Source organism: Neobacillus paridis, assembly GCF_016765675.1.
GTDB classification, from domain to species: Bacteria; Bacillota; Bacilli; order Bacillales; family Cytobacillaceae; genus Neobacillus; species Neobacillus paridis.
In genome coordinates this window covers 302,525-319,348 of sequence record NZ_JAESWB010000025.1, presented here as the reverse complement: position 1 = coordinate 319,348, position 16,824 = coordinate 302,525, and the positions used below count along the sequence as shown (strand labels likewise).

Here is a 16,824-nt window from a genome sequence, read left to right as displayed (position 1 = left end):
GCCTATGCAATTAATATCCAGTTACATATATTATGAAATAAGAAAGGGGGAGAGGGGGTTTCCACATGGCCTATGGATATCCGTACCCTTCCTACGGTTACTTTGCACCATATAGAGGCTGCGGGTGGGGCGGTATATGGATTGCAGTCGTCATCGTTCTGTTTATCCTTTTAGTAATTTTTGGAGCCTGGTGGTGGTATGCATCCTTTTATTAACATCATTACTGCTTATGCGAAATGCATAAGCTATTATTTTGGCAAAATTTAGCTGTAGATTTTTTTGATCATTCCTACATGTAACACTTACTGAAGAATAAATGGAAAGAGACTGTCCTGATTGGTGCCTGACACCATGACCTTTCGGACAGCCTCTTTTACTTATTCCAGATCATATTTTCAATAAAAATACGGGTGCTTTCTATGCCTCTGCACTGATCTCAGCCGAAATGACACATCCAATCACTCCGGTAATGACGAAAGCCATCACTACTAAGAACATATATCTCCACCCCTTTGACAGATCCTGTGTACCTTAAATTTATCATATATTCACAGTATCTACCTTTTGGAGATGTGAACATTTTGTTAACATAGTGTCTTATTTCTTAGCAAACCGAACAATTTATGATAGTATTAATATTTTTTCTTCCCTTTAAAAATCAGGGATAATAATAAAATATGCAATGGCATTATTTATTCACCCCCAGTAAGTTCTCCTTAGGCTAGGTGGTATCTTTCATACCCCATATGCTATCTCCACGGCCTTTCAACTTAAACATCATTATAAAAACCACCTTTCTTTCGTTTATTTTGTTGGACATTACATGATTCGATACATGGTCATTTGACGCTCTTTATGCGCTTCATAGAGTTTCTCCACCATTTCCTGATGGATTGCTTCTTCTTGACTTATTTTACGTTTTGTAATTGTGATCGTCATAAATAAAATATTCAAGGTCATTTTTATCACTTCCTTTAAATCAAAGCCATTACATAATATGATGAATGGACATTTGACGGTCTCTGTATTGCTCATAGAGCTTATCAACCATTTCCTGCTGAATAGCTTCCTCATAACTTACTTTACGTTTTCTGATTGTAATCGAGAAAAATAAAATGTTCAGAGTCATTTAGAATCACCTCCTTAAATTCTTTCAACTTATTTACAATTGCCAGCTTATGCAAGGCGGATCCCTTTGAGCCCCCCAGTTGGTAAGCTATCATTTGCTTTTTAGCAATACTCCCCCCTTTTCCCAACAAAAGGGCACAAAAAAGCCGCAAGAAGTCACTCCCTGCGGCAGTTTTTTAGACACAAAAATACCGCAAGGCGTCATTCTCCCTGCGGCATGGATATGTAAAATAACTAAAAGCTTAGGCAATCCATTCCAATCCGGTCGAATGAGTGATCTTCGAATATAAAGTTTTACCAGTTCCATTAGTTCCAGTTACGCCATTTACTAAAATCATCTTCTTCGACCTCCTTTTGGAATTTTTTACTTACTACGGTAAGTATAACCACTTTTTACCTCATTGTAAACCATTTTTTTAAAAGTATTTTTGTGAACTTAAAAAAAGGGGTGTCAGGCACATTTTTCTGGTGCCTGACACCCACTAGTTTTCTATTTTAGCGCAGCGACCATTTTCATCACCAATGTGGCGGAATTGGTTGCTGCTTTATCAATAAATTGATCAAATGAGATCTCGGATTGTTTGCCGGCAATATCTGATAGCGAGCGAATGATCACAAATGGAACAGCAAAGCAGTGGGCTACTTGGGCAATGGCTGCAGCCTCCATCTCAACTGCCAGGACATGCTCAAATTTCGTTTGAATAAATTTTACGCGTTCAGGATCGTCCATAAAGGAGTCACCCGAGGCAATTAAACCTCTAACGACTTGAAAATGATCCAGTTCCTTTGCTGCAGCTTCAGCGATCGAAATTAATTTCTCGTCTGCCAAAAAGGCAGCAGGGAGCTGAGGAACCTGACCATATTCATAATCAAATGCAGTTACATCGACATCATGATGGCGAACCTCAGTTGATATTACTGCATCTCCGACATTGAGTTCCGGATTCGTCCCACCGGCCGAACCAGTATTGATAATTAAGTCAGGCTTATATTTTTCAAGTAAAATGGTGGTGGACATGGCAGCGTTTACCTTGCCAATACCTGAACGCAAAAGAATGACATCTGTTTCATGTAATTTTCCAAAGGTAAATTCACAGCCCGCTATCGTTTCTTCAGATCGTCCCTTGATATGATCTCTTAATAAGCTCACTTCTTCTTCCATTGCTCCGATGATTGCAATTTTCATTGTTACCCTCCGCTGTTATCTATCAATCTTGGCTAATTCTTCAACTTTTGTTGGGACCCAGCCTTCCCCGTCAACCCATTTAATGTAGACCCTATACTTTTGCTGCTTGTCTTTAGAGGAGACCGTCCCGATTGAGGCATTTGTCGTACTACGATCTCTCCCTAAAAACCAAACAATCATATTGTTTTGATCTAAACCCGTTGCATAAGTAATTGCATTTAACATTTCCTGCCAATCTACTGAGTTGGAATTGTACACTGGCGTATGTTGACCTGTTTGCGAGGTTCCAACTGGTTTCCATGCAGGATTTTCAATGGTCCGGATGACATTTGCGGAACTGCCCCCGTCAGAAACAACTGCCTGCGAAGAATCTGTCCCCTCGGTTGAGGCCTCTTCTGCTTGTTCATTATTTTGTTGTTGATCATTTTGCGTAGTCTCATTTTCATCGCCGGTATCTTCTTTCGCTGCCTCTTCTGTTTTAGCAGACTCTTGATTTAACGCTGTATCATCAGTCTTTTTTTCATTTTTTACTTGTTCCGTTTTTGGTTTTTGTTTTGGCTGGGAAGTGTTGTCACTATCACCAGAAGCAAAAATATTATAAGCAACAAAGATGATTAATGCGAGTACTATGATGATCAGGCTATTTAAAATAAGATTTGTTTTTCTTCGTTTAGCCCTGTAGCCAGAACGTGAATGTTGATTTAAATCATTATTCATGTAACTCTCCTCCTAAAAACTAGGCTGTGAATATTCTAACATGAATTGCACAGAACTTGAAGGAATATCCTTCATTTGTCCTGAAAATGGAAAAAGCCGTAAGCTTGTTAGCATAACGGCAGCATTTTTTATCAACTAAACTTTGTTTTAATTGTCTTTTTCATATAGAGCTTTTACCATATCAGCGAACAAAAGATTGACTCCACCTTCACTATCTGCTACATCCAAATTAACCGTTACTAAAGCGTATTTCGGGTGTTGGTAGGGAAAATAACCGGCGAACCACTTGTTATGGAGCTGTTTTCCGTCCTTATATTTCCCAGTTTCAGCGGTTCCCGACTTCCCCGCTACATCATAGGGCAGACCTTTAAACCATTTGCCGGTACCATTGGGATTAACGACCACCTCACGTAATAATTTTTGTAATTTCATTGCCGTATAGGGTGAGATGGTTTCTCCTTCCAGATCTTTCTCTGAAAAATCCACCATCGTCGTACCGTTTTTGTATTCAATTTTGGAGACAACCCGCACCATTTCTTTTTGACCACCTCTGGCAATCGTGGCCATCATATTGGCAGCGGCCAACGGAGTAGCCCGTACTTCATGCTGGCCGATTCCCGACATGGCTGCAAGGTTGGCATCCTTTCTCGCCTCGTCAGACAAAAATACACGCCCCTTATCCTCATCCGTCAACTGTTTAAAATCACTTGTATGATAAATATCTCCTCGCCATCCGACTGATCCGGTTAAGGACAACTTAGTTGCAAATTCCTCTAATATATTCGGATCCTTTTTTTGCAGTTCTTTGGCCAATTCTCCAAAGGTCCGGTTACAGCTTCTGGCAAAGCTATCAGTAAAATTCAATAGTCCGTAATGATATTTCCGCTCTGGTTTGCCATTGATTTTTTGGCTGCAATTAAAAAGGCGGTTGGGGTTGTCTACATTATGTTCGAGCGCTGCCGCGGCGACCACTGTCTTAAATACCGATCCGAGGATTTGCTGCTTTAACATTTGATTCGTTAATCCAGAACCATTATAGGGATCCTTTTTGTTGATTGCCGGCCGCGAAACCAGTGCCAGCACACTGTTATCTTCTATATTGAGAAGGACTAAACCACCCTTTTTTATCTGATATCGATCAACTAGCTCCTCGGCTTTTTGCTGGATGGTTTTATCAATAGTGGTGCGGATATTGACCGGATAGAAGGGGTTGGCCGGATCGACATACTTGACATTGATCCCAAATAACGGTGCGCCAACGCCATCCACATGAAAAATCAGCTTCGATTTTCCTTCGGGAAGAAGAAATTCATCAAAGCTTTCTTCAAGTCCTGAAATCCCGATTAACGTTTTCTCTGAAAGTTCTTTATCAGGATAGCGTTTTTTTAATTCCTCAGCATTTTCTCCTGTAAGTCCTATTAGCTGTTCGGATGGTACCTTTGTCCGTTCATATTTTTTTTCAACCGCAAAGACGCCGGGGATCATTAACGCGTTCACTTGATCCATTTGCCTACTTGTTAGCTCCATTGGATCCGGTTCACCGTAAGCAAACGGCTTTTTCGCTGAATTAACAGCCGACAACAGTGAATCTGCCGGGATTTTAGTAATCTCAGCAACCTTTTCCACCTGCCAATCCATTTTTTTTAAAAAAGGAAACAAAACTAGCACATTTGCCTGTTTATGAGTCAGCGGCTGACCATTTCGATCAGAGAAATTTCCCCTGCCATTGTCAAGCATCAATTCCTGGGTCCGCTGTTTGACACTTTCCTCAAGTAAATTTAGATGATGTTGCGAAAAATTTTCTGTCTTGAACAATTGAATTTGCATTAATCGAGCCAAGAATAGAAAAAAAATAAAGCTGAAGATAAAAAGCAAGCCCAGCGTTCGTCTTCGCCACATAAAAAAACACCTCGTCAAAAGTTTTGACGAGGTTTCCTGTTTTCAAACAACTTCCCTTATTTAATCGATACAATTTTAACAGTCATTTCTCCCCCAGGAGTTTGCACGGTAACTTCTTCGCCTACTTTTCTGCCCAACAGGCTTTTGGCAATGGGCGAATCGTTGGAGATTTTCCCCTCAAATGGATCCGCTTCGGCACTTCCGACAATGATATAAGTCTCTTCTTCGCCATCCGGAAGCTCTACAAACGTCACAGAACTGCCCAATGTAACCGAATCGCCGGCAAGTTCACCTTCAGCGATAATTTTGGCGTTGCGAATCATGTTTTCTATTGTCGTAATTCTGCCTTCAACAAATGCTTGTTCTTCTTTCGCAGAGTCGTACTCGGAGTTTTCAGATAGGTCACCAAAACTCCGGGCAATTTTTATTCTTTCAACTACTTCTTTACGCTTCACTGTTTTTAAATATTCAAGTTCTTGTTCAAGTTTTTCTTTTCCAGCCTGTGTCATTGGAAATTCTTTTTCTGCAGCCAAAATCCTCACTCCTTCTAGTCTTCACAATCCCCCATTAGAATTGTGGTATCAATCTGAATTTATTTGCTTATCAGCATAATACATAGTGCGCGTCCTTTTCATCAGGGCGCGCAAGCTTATCATCCATTCAAGGATTCTTTTTTCTTATCTTTTGCTATTGTTTCACAAAAATGACTTTTGTTCAAGAATTGTTTGAATTTTTGTCACCATCAAATCGATCGCAACATGATTCTGACCGCCCTCAGGGATAATAATATCTGCATATCGTTTTGTTGGTTCCACAAACTGATTATGCATCGGTCTTACTACATTCGTATATTGGTCGATCACTGAATCAAAGCTGCGCCCGCGCTCTTTAATATCGCGGGTTAAGCGGCGGATAATTCGAATATCAGCATCCGTATCAACAAATAGTTTTATATCCATTAAATTTCTTAGCCGCTCATCCTCAAGAACTAAAATCCCTTCAATAATGATAACTTCCTTTGGTTCCACATGGATGACTTGATTAGAACGAGTATGAAGGGCATAGTCATAAACTGGCTTTTCAATCGGTTCATAACGCAACAGCTTCTTAATATGCGCTATCAGCAAATCATTATCAAACGCCAGCGGATGATCATAATTTGTTTTTAACCGCTCCTCAAACGGCAAATGACTTTGATCCTTATAATAATAATCCTGTTCAATCACTAAAATCGAATGATCTTTAAAGCTTTCATAAATGGCCTTTGTTACGCTGGTTTTTCCTGAGCCGGAGCCGCCGGAAACACCGATAACCACCGGTTTACGCATCACTAGTTCCCCTTTCGCATCATGTTGTTAGGATAAACCGGTTTATCTAACTTAAATTGAACGATTTGCAGTGGATGTCTGGCGGCATCCAGTTCCTGACCTTTTTCATCCCAAATTTTTTCGATAACATGGGTGAAGTTTTCAATTTCCGGTCCAAAGAATTCCACTTCATCCCCCGGTCTGAAATGATTTCGCTGCTGTAAGGTCACCATTTGCGTTTCTTGATTATAATCCAACACAAGACCGACAAATTCGTAACTAGTCTTCTTGCTATGATTACCAAACATCTGCTCTTTATACCCTGGGACACCTTCGAAAAACGCCGGGGCCGTCTCCCGATTAGCACACTTATCCAGTTCCTTCAGCCATTCTTGTTTAATCTCAAAATTGTCGGGGTCCGCACAGTACGTATCAATCACTTTTCGGTATACACTGACAACCGTTGCAATATAGTGAATCGACTTCATCCGGCCCTCGATTTTCAAGCTGTCAATACCAAGCTCAATCATTTTCGGAATCGACTGAATCAGATTCAGATCCTTCGGGCTCATCGCAAATGGCGCATCACCTTCGGCAAACAGAGGCACCTCCTGATCACTGCCTTCGAGACGATAAAGATCATAATCCCAACGGCAGGACTGGCAGCAGCCGCCGCGGTTGGAATCCCGTGCAGTCATATGGTTACTCAAGACACAACGGCCGGAATAGGCTATACACATGGCACCATGAATAAAGGTTTCGATCTCAATGTCTACCTTTTCCTTCATTTCACGTATCTCATCAGCACTTGTTTCACGAGCTAACACCACCCGCTCCAAGCCCTCTTGCTGCCAGAATTGGATTGCCTTCCAATTGGAAAGCGATTGTTGTGTACTCAAGTGAACTTCAATTTCAGGTGCCACCCGGCGGCATGTTTCAATAATAAGAGGGTCCGCCACAATAATTCCGGCCACGCCTGCCTCTTTTAAGCCAAGCATGTATTCTTCCAAGCCGGGAATATTCTCATTATGGGCATATATGTTTGTCGTCACATAAATCTTTGCCCCGTATTGTTTCGCAAACTCTACGCCTTCTTTGATTTCTTCTAATGTGAAGTTATCTGCATTGGACCTGAGACCATATTCCTGCCCGCCAATAAAGACAGCATCGGCTCCATAATGAACGGCAATTTTTAATTTTTCCAGATTGCCTGCTGGAGCAAGGAGTTCCGGCTTCTTTACAATCACACGCTTTCCATCAATCATTTCAGAAATCCGATCTTTCACTGTATTCATCGTTGAGCCCCTCCTTTTAATAGACTGTTTCTTTGAAAAAGAATCCTGTATCCAACGGACGGTTAGCCGGTTGAATTTCTTCAATTTTTTCAAGCAGCTCGTCCTTTTTATCTTCATATAAATCGGGGTTCTCGAAATATAAATCAATGGCTTCCCGATAAATCTTTGTGACAGCTAGAATATATCCCGGACTCTTTAAAATTCCATCAATCTTAAACGAATCAACACCTGCTTCGAGCATGTCTTGAAGTTCATCAATTATGCATATATCATTCGGGCTCATGATATGGGTTCCATTGTCATCTTCAAAAATCGGATATTTATTTCCCCGTTCCTTATCATGTAAAAACATATCTTTTTGCTGTTTATGATTTTCGACTTCCATTACTTTCCCTTGGTATTCAAAATAATTGCCAAGCAAAGATCGTTTTGATTGGAACATACAGCTCATTCCGTGGACTTGGACCTCAATCTCCACTTCTGCCTGTTCTTTCGTTTCGATAATGGCATCCATGTTAATTTCTCGGGCTAGTACCGCACGTTTAGCACCTTTACGCCCCCAATAATTACACGTATACCAGTTTGTTCCTGTTGTTTCTGTGCTCCAATGAAGCTTCATTTCCGGAGCAACTTCCCGGGCCGTCATTAATACGGCAGGATCGCCAAAAATGACGGCATCCGCGTTTACACTGGAAACAAATCGTAAGTACTCAGCTAATTCCTCCACTTTTTCGTTATGAAAAATGGCATTCATGGCAACATAGACTTTTTTTCCGTTAGCGTGAGCAAGAGCAATCGCTTTTGCCACATCTTCCCGGTTAAATTCTCCGGCAAGTCTTAAACCATATCTTTGTTCACCGATAACAAAAGCATCTGCACCCGCCTCCACTAATGGCACTATATCATCAACAGAAATGGGTGTCACGAGTAATTCCGGTTTCGTCAATTTCTCTCACCTCTCCTTTTGCTTACAGTTACACCGTCCCCCACGGGCAGAATAACGGAATCATAATCAGGATGGTTCATCAACCAACGGTTAAATTCAGCAATCTTCTTGACAAGATTCCGCGTTCTTTTGTTTTCAATCTTTGGTTCTGCCACAAGTCCCTTAAACAATACATTATCGGTAATCATTAATCCGTCCTTGTTTAAATACTTGGCATATAACTGAAAAAACTTTTTATATTGTCCTTTAGCCGCATCAATAAAAATGGCATCAAATGGGGCATGTCCACTGATTTCCTGTTCAACTTCAAGCGCATCTCCTTCAATCAAGCTGATTTGCTGACTATGCTTAGAACGTTGGATAAATTCTCGAGCCTGCCCAATCCGCTCGATATCCCGCTCAATCGTCACAATCCGAGCATTAGGAAGAGTCTCTGCCATTCGAAGGGCCGAATAGCCGATCGCCGTGCCTATCTCAAGGATGTTCTTAGCTTGCTGAATCCGAAGCAGCTGCAGCATCGTTTCGATTCCGGCCAGCTCCATAATAGGGATGCCATGTAATTGGGCGAACTGCTCCATTTCCATAAATAATGGATTGCGTTCAGGAATTAACCCGTTAATATATAAATGCAGCTTCTCATTTAACAAGCTGCCTTCACCTCAATCCTTAAATCAATTCTTGCCAAAACACCGCTCTTTAGACATGAAAAAAAGCGTTCACAGAAAAAACGTACAACCGTTCAACCACGGTTCGTCTCGTTAAGACAAATTTGCTGTGAGTAACGCTATCGTTTACTTATTAAACACTTGAACAATTTTACCACAAAATAAGAGGGAATGCTATCAATTCCCCCTTAAATAACCGCTACTTTTTGTTGGAAATATGCTTTGCTTTCTCTATGTTATGTTCTTCTAATGTTTTTGAAAAAATGATTTTGCCGTCTGGAGCAGCCAAGAAATAATAATAGTTGGTATTCTCCGGCTCAAGCGCTGCTTCAATCGAAATTTTCCCGGCATTGGCAATTGGCCCCGGCGGCAGCCCTTGATGTTTATAGGTATTGTATGGTGAATTTACCTCTAAATCCTTATAATATACTCTTTGTTTATGTTTCCCTTGGGCATAAAGGACCGTTGGATCAGTTTGCAGCGGCATCCCTTTTTTCAATCTGTTATAAAACACACTCGAAATCGCTTTTCGATCGGCCTTTTTGGTCGCCTCCTCTTCAATGAGGGAAGCCATCGTTAATAATCGATGGACAGTCAGCTTCTTTTCTTTGCTTTCCTCTGAATAATTTGCCAGGACTGACTGTGTTTTTTCAAGCATGGCATCTACCATTTCTTCGACAGTGGGATTTTTCTTATAAAATGAATAGGTTGCCGGGTATAGATATCCTTCAAGCGGATACTTTACTGCTGTATTTAAGATTTCATTTGTTAATAGATTGGGATATTTCGTCATTAAACTCTTTACAAACGAGGCATCATTGATTTGCTTAAAGACATCTGCCTCTTTTTGTTTCGTCGCTTTTGCCATAATGGCAGCAATTTCTTTCAATTGTTTTCCTTCAGGAATCGTCATTTTAACGGCTGGCTGCGCAAGAACCTTTCCTGTTTTCAAACGGCTGACAATTTCGGGAATATCCATGGAAGGACTCAGTTCGTATTCGCCGGCCATGAAGCCGGCTTCATTTTTAAATTTTACATAATACTTGAATACTCTGGCATTCTTAATGATCCCATGATCTTCAAGTGTTTCACCAATACTTGTGACCGAGGAACCAATTGGAATCGCAACTTTTGTATGAATTTTACTGTTTGGATCAATCGGATTTAATGCCGATTTTATGTAGAGATAACCTCCGCCGCCAACAATAATAATCAATAAGACCAGGATTAGTGATATAATTGTTACAATTTTTCTTACAACCTTTGCTTCTTTTTGAGATTCCAGCAATTTATGGCGAATGATGTCCTTTTTGTCCGTCGTCATTTTATTCCTCCCTCCCTTGATATTCATACATTAACAAACATTTTTAATCATCTGTATTCTGCTTAAATAAAAAAACTTAATATCATTCGACTGTATAATTGGCATGTAATTATTTCAGCATATTGATAGAAAATTGTCAATTTCTCAATGAATTTGTCCTAAAAGTAAAAAAGAACCAGCCATTTGCAGCCGGTTCCTTTCATTTTAGTCTTCGTCCTCGTCTTCTAAAAAAGTATTAAATACTTCTTCAACCATATCCCATTCCTCGTCAGTCTCAATTGGCATTAATTCGCCAAAGCCGCCGTCCTCGGTGGGAATATAGGCATATGCATGAACTTCGCCTTCTTCTCCGTCCTCGGATGCTCCGACCGGATAAAATAAGACATATGATTTTTCAAAATCATCTGAATCAAAGGTTAACAGGATTTCAAATAATTCTTCGTCACCATTATCATTGATAAGGGTAATATAACGATCTTCTTCCTCATGATTAGACTTATGTTCGTGTCCCATTGCTTCACCTCATTATTTTTTACTGTCAAGATAACCCTGCAGGATCATCACTGCGGCCATTTTATCAATGACTTTCTTTCGCTTCTTTCGACTTAGATCGGCTTCCAGCAATACCCGTTCTGCAGCCATTGTTGTTAACCGCTCATCCCACAAAATTGCCGAAACTCCAAAACGCCGTTCAATTTCTGCAGCATATTGTTTACTAGCCTCACCACGGGGGCCAATTGTACCGTTCATATTTTTGGGAAAGCCAACAACGACTTGACTAACTTGATACTCTGTAATTAATTGACCGATTTCCTTAAAACCAAACTCCTGTTTTTCTTCGTTGATATGAAGGGTTTTAAGGCCTTGTGCCGTCCACCCTAGTTCATCGCTAAGGGCAATACCAACTGTTTTTGAGCCGACATCCAGACCCATTACACGCATATTATTAAACCTCTCGTTGTTGTCTAAGATAGGATTTGACTAGCTCCTCTATAATTTCATCCCGTTCCAGTTTTCGAATAATATTACGGGCATCACGATGTCGAGGAATGTACGCCGGATCTCCCGATAAAAGGTAACCGACAATTTGATTAATCGGATTGTACCCTTTTTCCTTTAACGCTTCGTAAACCTGCAAAAGAACATCATTAACGTCATGTTCAAAAGGTTCTTCAGGAAAATTAAATCTCATTGTTTTGTCAAATGAGCTCATAAAAGTACACCTCGAATGGAATAGTTACCTTTATTTTACACTACTTTGTCCATATTACAAACTAGTTTTTACCCATTCCTCGACAAATGCAAGGGCTGCATCAAGTTTTTCCGGATCCTTTCCGCCGGCCTGGGCCATATCAGGGCGTCCACCGCCGCCACCGCCGCATTTAGCTGCGACTTCTTTAATTAATTTTCCGGCATGGAACCCTTTTTCATTTAAATCCTTTGTTACCACAGCAATTAAATTGACCTTTTCATTATGAACACTGCCAAGTACAATCACTGCAGAATCCAGCTTCTGCTTTAAGTCATCGGCCATATTTCTTAAGTTATTCATATCGGCCGCCTGAACCTTTGCCGCAAGAACCGTTACACCATTTATGCTCTTAGCCTTCTCTACCAAATTGCCGGCTTCAATGTTTCCAAGTTTTGCGGCAAGAGATTCATTTTCCCTTTGCAGCTGCTTGATTTCAGCCAATAACCCGTCAATCCGGCCCAGCACTTCTTTCGGGCTTGTTTTTAGCTTTTCAGCAGCCTCCTTTAATGTGCCAACCAAATCATTTAATGCTTTGTAGGCTGCCTCGCCTGTTACCGCTTCAATCCTTCTGGTACCGGCACCAATACCACCCTCGGAGATAATTTTAAACAAACCGATCACAGCTGTGTTAGGAACATGACAGCCGCCGCATAATTCAAGGCTGTAATCGCCAACCTTGACAACGCGAACGATTTCCCCATATTTTTCACCGAAGAGGGCCATTGCTCCCATTGCTTTCGCTTCTGCAATTGGTTTTTGGCTGATGTTCACCTCAAGGCTGTTCCAAATCTTTTCATTGACAATTCTTTCGATTTGTTCCAGTTCCTCTGGCTTAATTTGTCCAAAATGAGAAAAGTCAAAACGAAGCCGTTCCGGTTCAACGAGAGATCCAGCTTGATTTACATGTTCTCCGAGCACATCCTTTAAGGCACGATGCAGCAAGTGTGTGGCTGTATGGTTCTTGGTGATTTTTGCACGGTTGTCCGCATCAACGGCAGCGGTAACCTTTTGATTCGTTGTTAACGTGCCGGATTTGACCACAACTTGATGAAGATTTTGTCCGTTTGGTGCCTTTTGAACATCCTTTACAAATAAGCTGACCCCGCCAGCTTCGATTACCCCATGGTCAGCAATCTGACCGCCGCTTTCCGCATAAAAAGGTGTCACATCAAGCATGATTTGGACTTCTTCGCCAACTGTAGCTTCCTCGCTAAGGATACCGTTTTTGATGATGGCAATGACAGTTGAATTGGTCTTAAGTTCTCCGTAGCCAACAAACTTACTTTCTAACCTGATATCCCTTAAGACACCGCCTTGAACCTGCATCGAACTTTCATCGTGACGTGCAGCACGGGCACGCTCACGCTGCATGTCCATTTCTGCCTCAAAGCCTTCATGATCAATTTTCATGCCTGCATCCAGGGCGTACTCTTCGGTTAATTCCACAGGGAAGCCATAGGTATCATAGAGACGGAACACATCCGCTCCATTAATAGTGTCGCTGCCTTTAGCTTTTTCATTCCTTATTAATTCGGCTAAAATGGCTAAGCCTTCATGAAGCGTTTCATGGAACCGTTCTTCCTCGTTTTTAACTACCTTTTGAATAAACTCTTCCTTGTCTTTTACCTCCGGATAGAAATCAGCCATGATTTCGCCAACAACCGGAACAAGCTCGTACATAAACGGGCGATTGATATTAATCAGCTTTGCATAGCGGACCGCACGGCGGAGCAGCCGTCTTAATACATAGCCGCGCCCCTCATTCGACGGCAAGGCTCCGTCTCCGACGGCAAACGACACAGTTCGAATATGGTCGGCGATTACTTTAAATGCTACATCCGTTTCTTTATCGGCTCCATATTTAACCCCGGAGATTTCCTCTGTTGCCCGGATAATCGGAATAAACAAATCGGTATCAAAATTGGTTGGTACATTTTGGACAACCGAAGCCATCCGTTCCAAGCCCATTCCGGTATCAATGTTTTTCTTGGGCAGTGGTGTATATGTGCCATCAGGATTATGGTTAAATTGCGAGAAAACAAGGTTCCACACTTCCAAATAGCGCTCATTTTCACCGCCAGGATATAACTCTGGATCATTCGGGTCATCACCGTATTGCGGTCCGCGGTCATAGAAAATTTCCGTATTCGGGCCGCTCGGGCCTTCCCCGATATCCCAGAAGTTCCCTTCGAGGCGGATGATTCGTTCCTCTGGAAGTCCAATCGTATTGTGCCAAATATCGTATGCCTCATGGTCCTCTGGATGAATCGTGACAGATAACAGTTCCGGATCCCAGCCAATCCATTTTTTATCAGTCAAAAATTCCCAAGCCCAGGTAATCGCCTCTTTCTTGAAATACTCACCGATGGAGAAATTACCCAGCATTTCAAAGAATGTATGGTGACGAGCGGTCTTTCCAACATTTTCAATATCATTTGTACGAATGGATTTTTGCGCATTCGTTATTCTTGGATTTTCCGGGACTACACGCCCATCAAAATATTTTTTTAATGTGGCCACACCGCTGTTGATCCATAATAATGACGGATCATCATGGGGGATTAGCGATGCGCTTGGTTCAATTAGATGTCCCTTTTCCTCATGGAAAAATTGCAAAAACATTTTCCGTATTTGTGAGCCAGATAAATTTTTCATATGTACCTCCTATTTAGTTTGCTTATTAAGATAGTAGGCGGTGTGCGAAAGAGCAATGTATATTTTATCAAAAGTGTTTATGAATCCTTGAACTTAAATTACATTGTGTTGTGCCTTTTTTCAACAAAAAAAACCCTCATCCCCTGGACAGGGACGAGAGTTTAACTCGCGGTACCACCCTGATTATGAGTCCCAATAGAAACTCATCTCTCAATACCTTTAACGCAAGGTCTACGGCAGGAATTAGCTGCACTCCGGATTAGCATTCTGTTGTCCTTCATCTGGAAATCCTCTCAGCCGCGGGAGTTCCTCTCTGATGCACATAAATTTGAATGTGCTGCAGATGGTCTACAACATACTCGATCCTTCAACATTTTTTACATATATTCTATATGACGAATTATATCCACCAATAAAACGTTTGTCAATTCTCGCCGCTACTCGCATCCTGTTTTCGAACCTTATCACTGGCAAAATGATTTTTGGCATGAATAATCCCCGCTTTTAAAATGACCAAAACAGGGACAGCTAAGATCAGCCCGAGCATTCCGCCAATTTCTCCTCCTGCTGTAATCGCAAACATGATCACCAGCGGATGCATTTGGAGACTTTTCCCAACGATAAAAGGGGATAGTATATTTCCTTCAAGAAATTGTAGCCCAAAAACGATGACAAGCGTTATAATCACCAATTTTCCTGATGTCGTTGCCGCAATAATAACTGCCGGAACCGCTCCGATAAATGGACCAAAATAGGGGATAACATTTGTTACTCCGATAATAAAACCTAAAAGCAGCGGATATTTTAAATGAAATATCCAAAATAATAAGGCCGAAATACAGCCAATAATGATGCAGACCAACAACTGCCCGCGGATGTAACTTCCCAGTGATTTATCAACATCCCTTAAAAAAAGTGTCCCTTTTCTCCGCCAGGATCTTGGAGTCATATACCATACCGACCGTTTGATCAAAGGGAAATCCTTCAACATATAAAAGGCAATAAACGGAATGATCGTGAGAATGACCGCCGAGTTTAAAAAATCTACTAATACGTTAACGATTGCCGATAATAAGGAATCCAACCTTTTTTCGAAGGCATCAATTTCATCATTTAACTTTGTTTGCAGCCCATCTGGCCATTCCCTTGTATGGGATTGCAGTGTTTGAATCCACTCTCGGTATTGTTCCGCAAACATCGGTGCACTTTCTGATAGATCTTTAAGCTGATCAATCATTGCCGGTATCCCTTTATAAAGAGCAAATCCGGTTCCGCCAAAAAAAACAATATAAATCAAAATAATTGCCCATCCCCTTGATAGCCCTTTATCATGCAGTTTTTCCACTATCGGATGTAATAAATAAGTGATAAATCCGGCAATTACGAAGGGAATGGCAATAATGACTGCTACTCTGACAATCGGCATCCAGACATATCTGATCTTAAAGAAAACAAAAATAGCAATTAATAACAGGAGTAAAAATCCGATGCGGTAATACCATTTCACCCGAATATCCACAAAACAATGCCTCCTCAAAGCTAGTTTTCGAGACATAACCGGGAAATATGTAAAAAACTTCCCCTCAAGTAAGGGGAAGCATAAATTAAACAAAAACACGTTTCACTTTTCTTTGGATCCGTTTCATTTGCCGGCCTGACATCAAATTATTTCTTTGTACCAGATTATAAGCAGCCATTCCTGCACCAAAAGCTATCATTGACGTCATCAACTTGTTCATCCGTCTTCACCTCTTATCAAATTGGCGTTTGGCAATTCTATAGGGTGTAGCGGCGTTGTTCTTCATCAAATAAATCATCCAAGGAACTCAAGGTACCATCCTCTTCGACCTGGTGAGTATTGATGATTCCTTTGGCAACAGAAAGTTCAATAAAGCAATTCCAGCAATAATATTGGTTGATGCCAATTTTACCAATATCTTTACTTCCGCAATTGGGACACTTCAACATGGAATGACACCTCACGTTTGATTTACATCAACGATAATGGCGTCCTTTCCGATTGTTAAGGGCTTCCGGGTCTGGATCAATCGCTTACCTTCAATAATATCTGAAAAGAAGCCATCCGTGATTTCATACCCTACGATTGTGCCCAATTCTTCCTGAAAATATACGTCTTTTAGCAACCCAAGAGTGTTGCCGCTCTCCGTGAGCATCATCATCCCTTCAAGGGAATGAGCTGTTGTATATTCCGAACTCTCCTTTTGTTTCACCAAAATGTTTTCGTCCTCAATCATTACTCCATACCAGCCAAAGGAGGCAACTTTCTTGATATCCAAAAAGCAGGATTGTTTGATGAACACGCCCTTTTTGACTAATAAACCTTTCACGATTCCGTCCGTTGACATATAAAGATCAGTGACTTCACCAATTTTTCGGCCGCTTTTTGTTTCAAAAACAGGCTGCCCTTTCAATAAAGAAAATGTTCGCAA

Annotated in this window: 20 protein-coding genes; 1 reads left to right on the top strand and 19 read right to left on the bottom strand. The window is 41.1% G+C overall.

The features are described 5' to 3' along the window. Positions 1-65 precede the first annotated feature (65 nt). A complete protein-coding gene (locus tag JK635_RS03515) occupies positions 66-215 on the top strand; it encodes a sporulation protein YjcZ (RefSeq protein ID WP_202652427.1) in 150 nt (49 codons plus the stop codon). Between the two features lie 604 nt (positions 216-819). On the opposite strand, the gene JK635_RS03510 is transcribed toward JK635_RS03515, so the two are convergent. The 19 genes from JK635_RS03510 to JK635_RS03420 form a co-directional block, all read right to left on the bottom strand. Continuing rightward, positions 820-960: a YrzI family small protein gene (locus JK635_RS03510; RefSeq protein ID WP_202652425.1), complete on the bottom strand. Its 141-nt coding sequence runs from the start codon at positions 958-960 to the stop codon at positions 820-822. A 28-nt stretch (positions 961-988) separates the two neighbouring features. Beyond that, the gene (locus JK635_RS03505) at positions 989-1,129 is read right to left on the bottom strand and encodes a YrzI family small protein (RefSeq protein WP_202652423.1); all 141 of its coding nucleotides are present in this window, start codon (positions 1,127-1,129) and stop codon (positions 989-991) included. 489 nt (positions 1,130-1,618) lie between these two features. Beyond that, positions 1,619-2,314, bottom strand: a complete 696-nt coding sequence (gene mtnN / locus JK635_RS03500; RefSeq protein WP_202652421.1) for a 5'-methylthioadenosine/S-adenosylhomocysteine nucleosidase — start codon at positions 2,312-2,314, stop codon at positions 1,619-1,621. 15 nt (positions 2,315-2,329) lie between these two features. After that, positions 2,330-3,031, bottom strand: coding sequence for a YrrS family protein (locus tag JK635_RS03495; RefSeq protein WP_202652419.1), 702 nt, complete (start codon positions 3,029-3,031; stop codon positions 2,330-2,332). Positions 3,032-3,178: 147 nt separating this feature from the next. Further along, on the bottom strand, positions 3,179-4,930 hold the full coding sequence (locus tag JK635_RS03490) for a peptidoglycan D,D-transpeptidase FtsI family protein (protein WP_202652417.1): 1,752 nt from the start codon (positions 4,928-4,930) through the stop codon (positions 3,179-3,181). A 56-nt stretch (positions 4,931-4,986) separates the two neighbouring features. Continuing rightward, positions 4,987-5,463, bottom strand: a complete 477-nt coding sequence (greA, locus tag JK635_RS03485; protein ID WP_202652415.1) for a transcription elongation factor GreA — start codon at positions 5,461-5,463, stop codon at positions 4,987-4,989. 162 nt (positions 5,464-5,625) lie between these two features. Continuing rightward, positions 5,626-6,261, bottom strand: a complete 636-nt coding sequence (udk, locus tag JK635_RS03480; protein ID WP_202652413.1) for a uridine kinase — start codon at positions 6,259-6,261, stop codon at positions 5,626-5,628. Beyond that, positions 6,261-7,532 carry a peptidase U32 family protein gene (locus tag JK635_RS03475; RefSeq protein ID WP_202652411.1) on the bottom strand — a complete coding sequence of 424 codons (1,272 nt, stop codon included), beginning with the start codon at positions 7,530-7,532 and terminating at the stop codon, positions 6,261-6,263. The genes udk and JK635_RS03475 overlap by 1 nt, the downstream gene beginning before the upstream one ends. A gap of 16 nt (positions 7,533-7,548) precedes the next feature. Further along, positions 7,549-8,478, bottom strand: coding sequence for a peptidase U32 family protein (locus JK635_RS03470; RefSeq protein WP_202652409.1), 930 nt, complete (start codon positions 8,476-8,478; stop codon positions 7,549-7,551). Next, positions 8,475-9,125: an O-methyltransferase gene (locus JK635_RS03465; RefSeq protein ID WP_202652407.1), complete on the bottom strand. Its 651-nt coding sequence runs from the start codon at positions 9,123-9,125 to the stop codon at positions 8,475-8,477. The genes JK635_RS03470 and JK635_RS03465 overlap by 4 nt, the downstream gene beginning before the upstream one ends. A gap of 217 nt (positions 9,126-9,342) precedes the next feature. Then, entirely contained in the window at positions 9,343-10,467 is a 1,125-nt protein-coding gene (gene mltG, locus JK635_RS03460) for an endolytic transglycosylase MltG (RefSeq protein ID WP_202652405.1), read from the bottom strand. A 204-nt stretch (positions 10,468-10,671) separates the two neighbouring features. Next, entirely contained in the window at positions 10,672-10,980 is a 309-nt protein-coding gene (locus JK635_RS03455; RefSeq protein WP_202652403.1) for a DUF1292 domain-containing protein, read from the bottom strand. Between the two features lie 12 nt (positions 10,981-10,992). Further along, positions 10,993-11,409, bottom strand: a complete 417-nt coding sequence (gene ruvX, locus JK635_RS03450; RefSeq protein ID WP_202652401.1) for a Holliday junction resolvase RuvX — start codon at positions 11,407-11,409, stop codon at positions 10,993-10,995. A 4-nt stretch (positions 11,410-11,413) separates the two neighbouring features. Further along, the gene (locus JK635_RS03445) at positions 11,414-11,680 is read right to left on the bottom strand and encodes an IreB family regulatory phosphoprotein (RefSeq protein ID WP_202652399.1); all 267 of its coding nucleotides are present in this window, start codon (positions 11,678-11,680) and stop codon (positions 11,414-11,416) included. Positions 11,681-11,734: 54 nt separating this feature from the next. Further along, positions 11,735-14,374: an alanine--tRNA ligase gene (gene alaS / locus JK635_RS03440; RefSeq protein WP_202652397.1), complete on the bottom strand. Its 2,640-nt coding sequence runs from the start codon at positions 14,372-14,374 to the stop codon at positions 11,735-11,737. Positions 14,375-14,798: 424 nt separating this feature from the next. After that, positions 14,799-15,893: an AI-2E family transporter gene (locus JK635_RS03435; RefSeq protein WP_202652396.1), complete on the bottom strand. Its 1,095-nt coding sequence runs from the start codon at positions 15,891-15,893 to the stop codon at positions 14,799-14,801. Between the two features lie 85 nt (positions 15,894-15,978). After that, positions 15,979-16,113 (bottom strand): YrzQ family protein, encoded by a 135-nt coding sequence (locus tag JK635_RS03430; RefSeq protein ID WP_202652394.1) that lies wholly within the window; start codon positions 16,111-16,113, stop codon positions 15,979-15,981. A gap of 37 nt (positions 16,114-16,150) precedes the next feature. Further along, positions 16,151-16,342, bottom strand: coding sequence for a YrzR-like zinc ribbon domain (locus JK635_RS03425; RefSeq protein ID WP_202652392.1), 192 nt, complete (start codon positions 16,340-16,342; stop codon positions 16,151-16,153). An 11-nt stretch (positions 16,343-16,353) separates the two neighbouring features. Further along, the gene (locus JK635_RS03420; RefSeq protein ID WP_202652390.1) at positions 16,354-16,824 is read right to left on the bottom strand and encodes a PRC-barrel domain-containing protein; all 471 of its coding nucleotides are present in this window, start codon (positions 16,822-16,824) and stop codon (positions 16,354-16,356) included.

What these genes read in the sequence shown, in the direction of transcription:
- JK635_RS03430 (WP_202652394.1), bottom strand. Translation starts at nt 16,113, where the DNA reads ATGAACAAGTTGATGACGTCAATGATAGCTTTTGGTGCAGGAATGGCT.
- JK635_RS03505 (WP_202652423.1), bottom strand. Translation starts at nt 1,129, where the DNA reads ATGACTCTGAACATTTTATTTTTCTCGATTACAATCAGAAAACGTAAA.
- JK635_RS03490 (WP_202652417.1), bottom strand. Translation starts at nt 4,930, where the DNA reads ATGTGGCGAAGACGAACGCTGGGCTTGCTTTTTATCTTCAGCTTTATT.
- JK635_RS03425 (WP_202652392.1), bottom strand. Translation starts at nt 16,342, where the DNA reads ATGTTGAAGTGTCCCAATTGCGGAAGTAAAGATATTGGTAAAATTGGC.
- alaS (WP_202652397.1), bottom strand. Translation starts at nt 14,374, where the DNA reads ATGAAAAATTTATCTGGCTCACAAATACGGAAAATGTTTTTGCAATTT.
- JK635_RS03455 (WP_202652403.1), bottom strand. Translation starts at nt 10,980, where the DNA reads ATGGGACACGAACATAAGTCTAATCATGAGGAAGAAGATCGTTATATT.
- JK635_RS03475 (WP_202652411.1), bottom strand. Translation starts at nt 7,532, where the DNA reads ATGAATACAGTGAAAGATCGGATTTCTGAAATGATTGATGGAAAGCGT.
- JK635_RS03510 (WP_202652425.1), bottom strand. Translation starts at nt 960, where the DNA reads ATGACCTTGAATATTTTATTTATGACGATCACAATTACAAAACGTAAA.
- JK635_RS03495 (WP_202652419.1), bottom strand. Translation starts at nt 3,031, where the DNA reads ATGAATAATGATTTAAATCAACATTCACGTTCTGGCTACAGGGCTAAA.
- mltG (WP_202652405.1), bottom strand. Translation starts at nt 10,467, where the DNA reads ATGACGACGGACAAAAAGGACATCATTCGCCATAAATTGCTGGAATCT.
- JK635_RS03515 (WP_202652427.1), top strand. Translation starts at nt 66, where the DNA reads ATGGCCTATGGATATCCGTACCCTTCCTACGGTTACTTTGCACCATAT.
- ruvX (WP_202652401.1), bottom strand. Translation starts at nt 11,409, where the DNA reads ATGCGTGTAATGGGTCTGGATGTCGGCTCAAAAACAGTTGGTATTGCC.
- JK635_RS03445 (WP_202652399.1), bottom strand. Translation starts at nt 11,680, where the DNA reads ATGAGCTCATTTGACAAAACAATGAGATTTAATTTTCCTGAAGAACCT.
- mtnN (WP_202652421.1), bottom strand. Translation starts at nt 2,314, where the DNA reads ATGAAAATTGCAATCATCGGAGCAATGGAAGAAGAAGTGAGCTTATTA.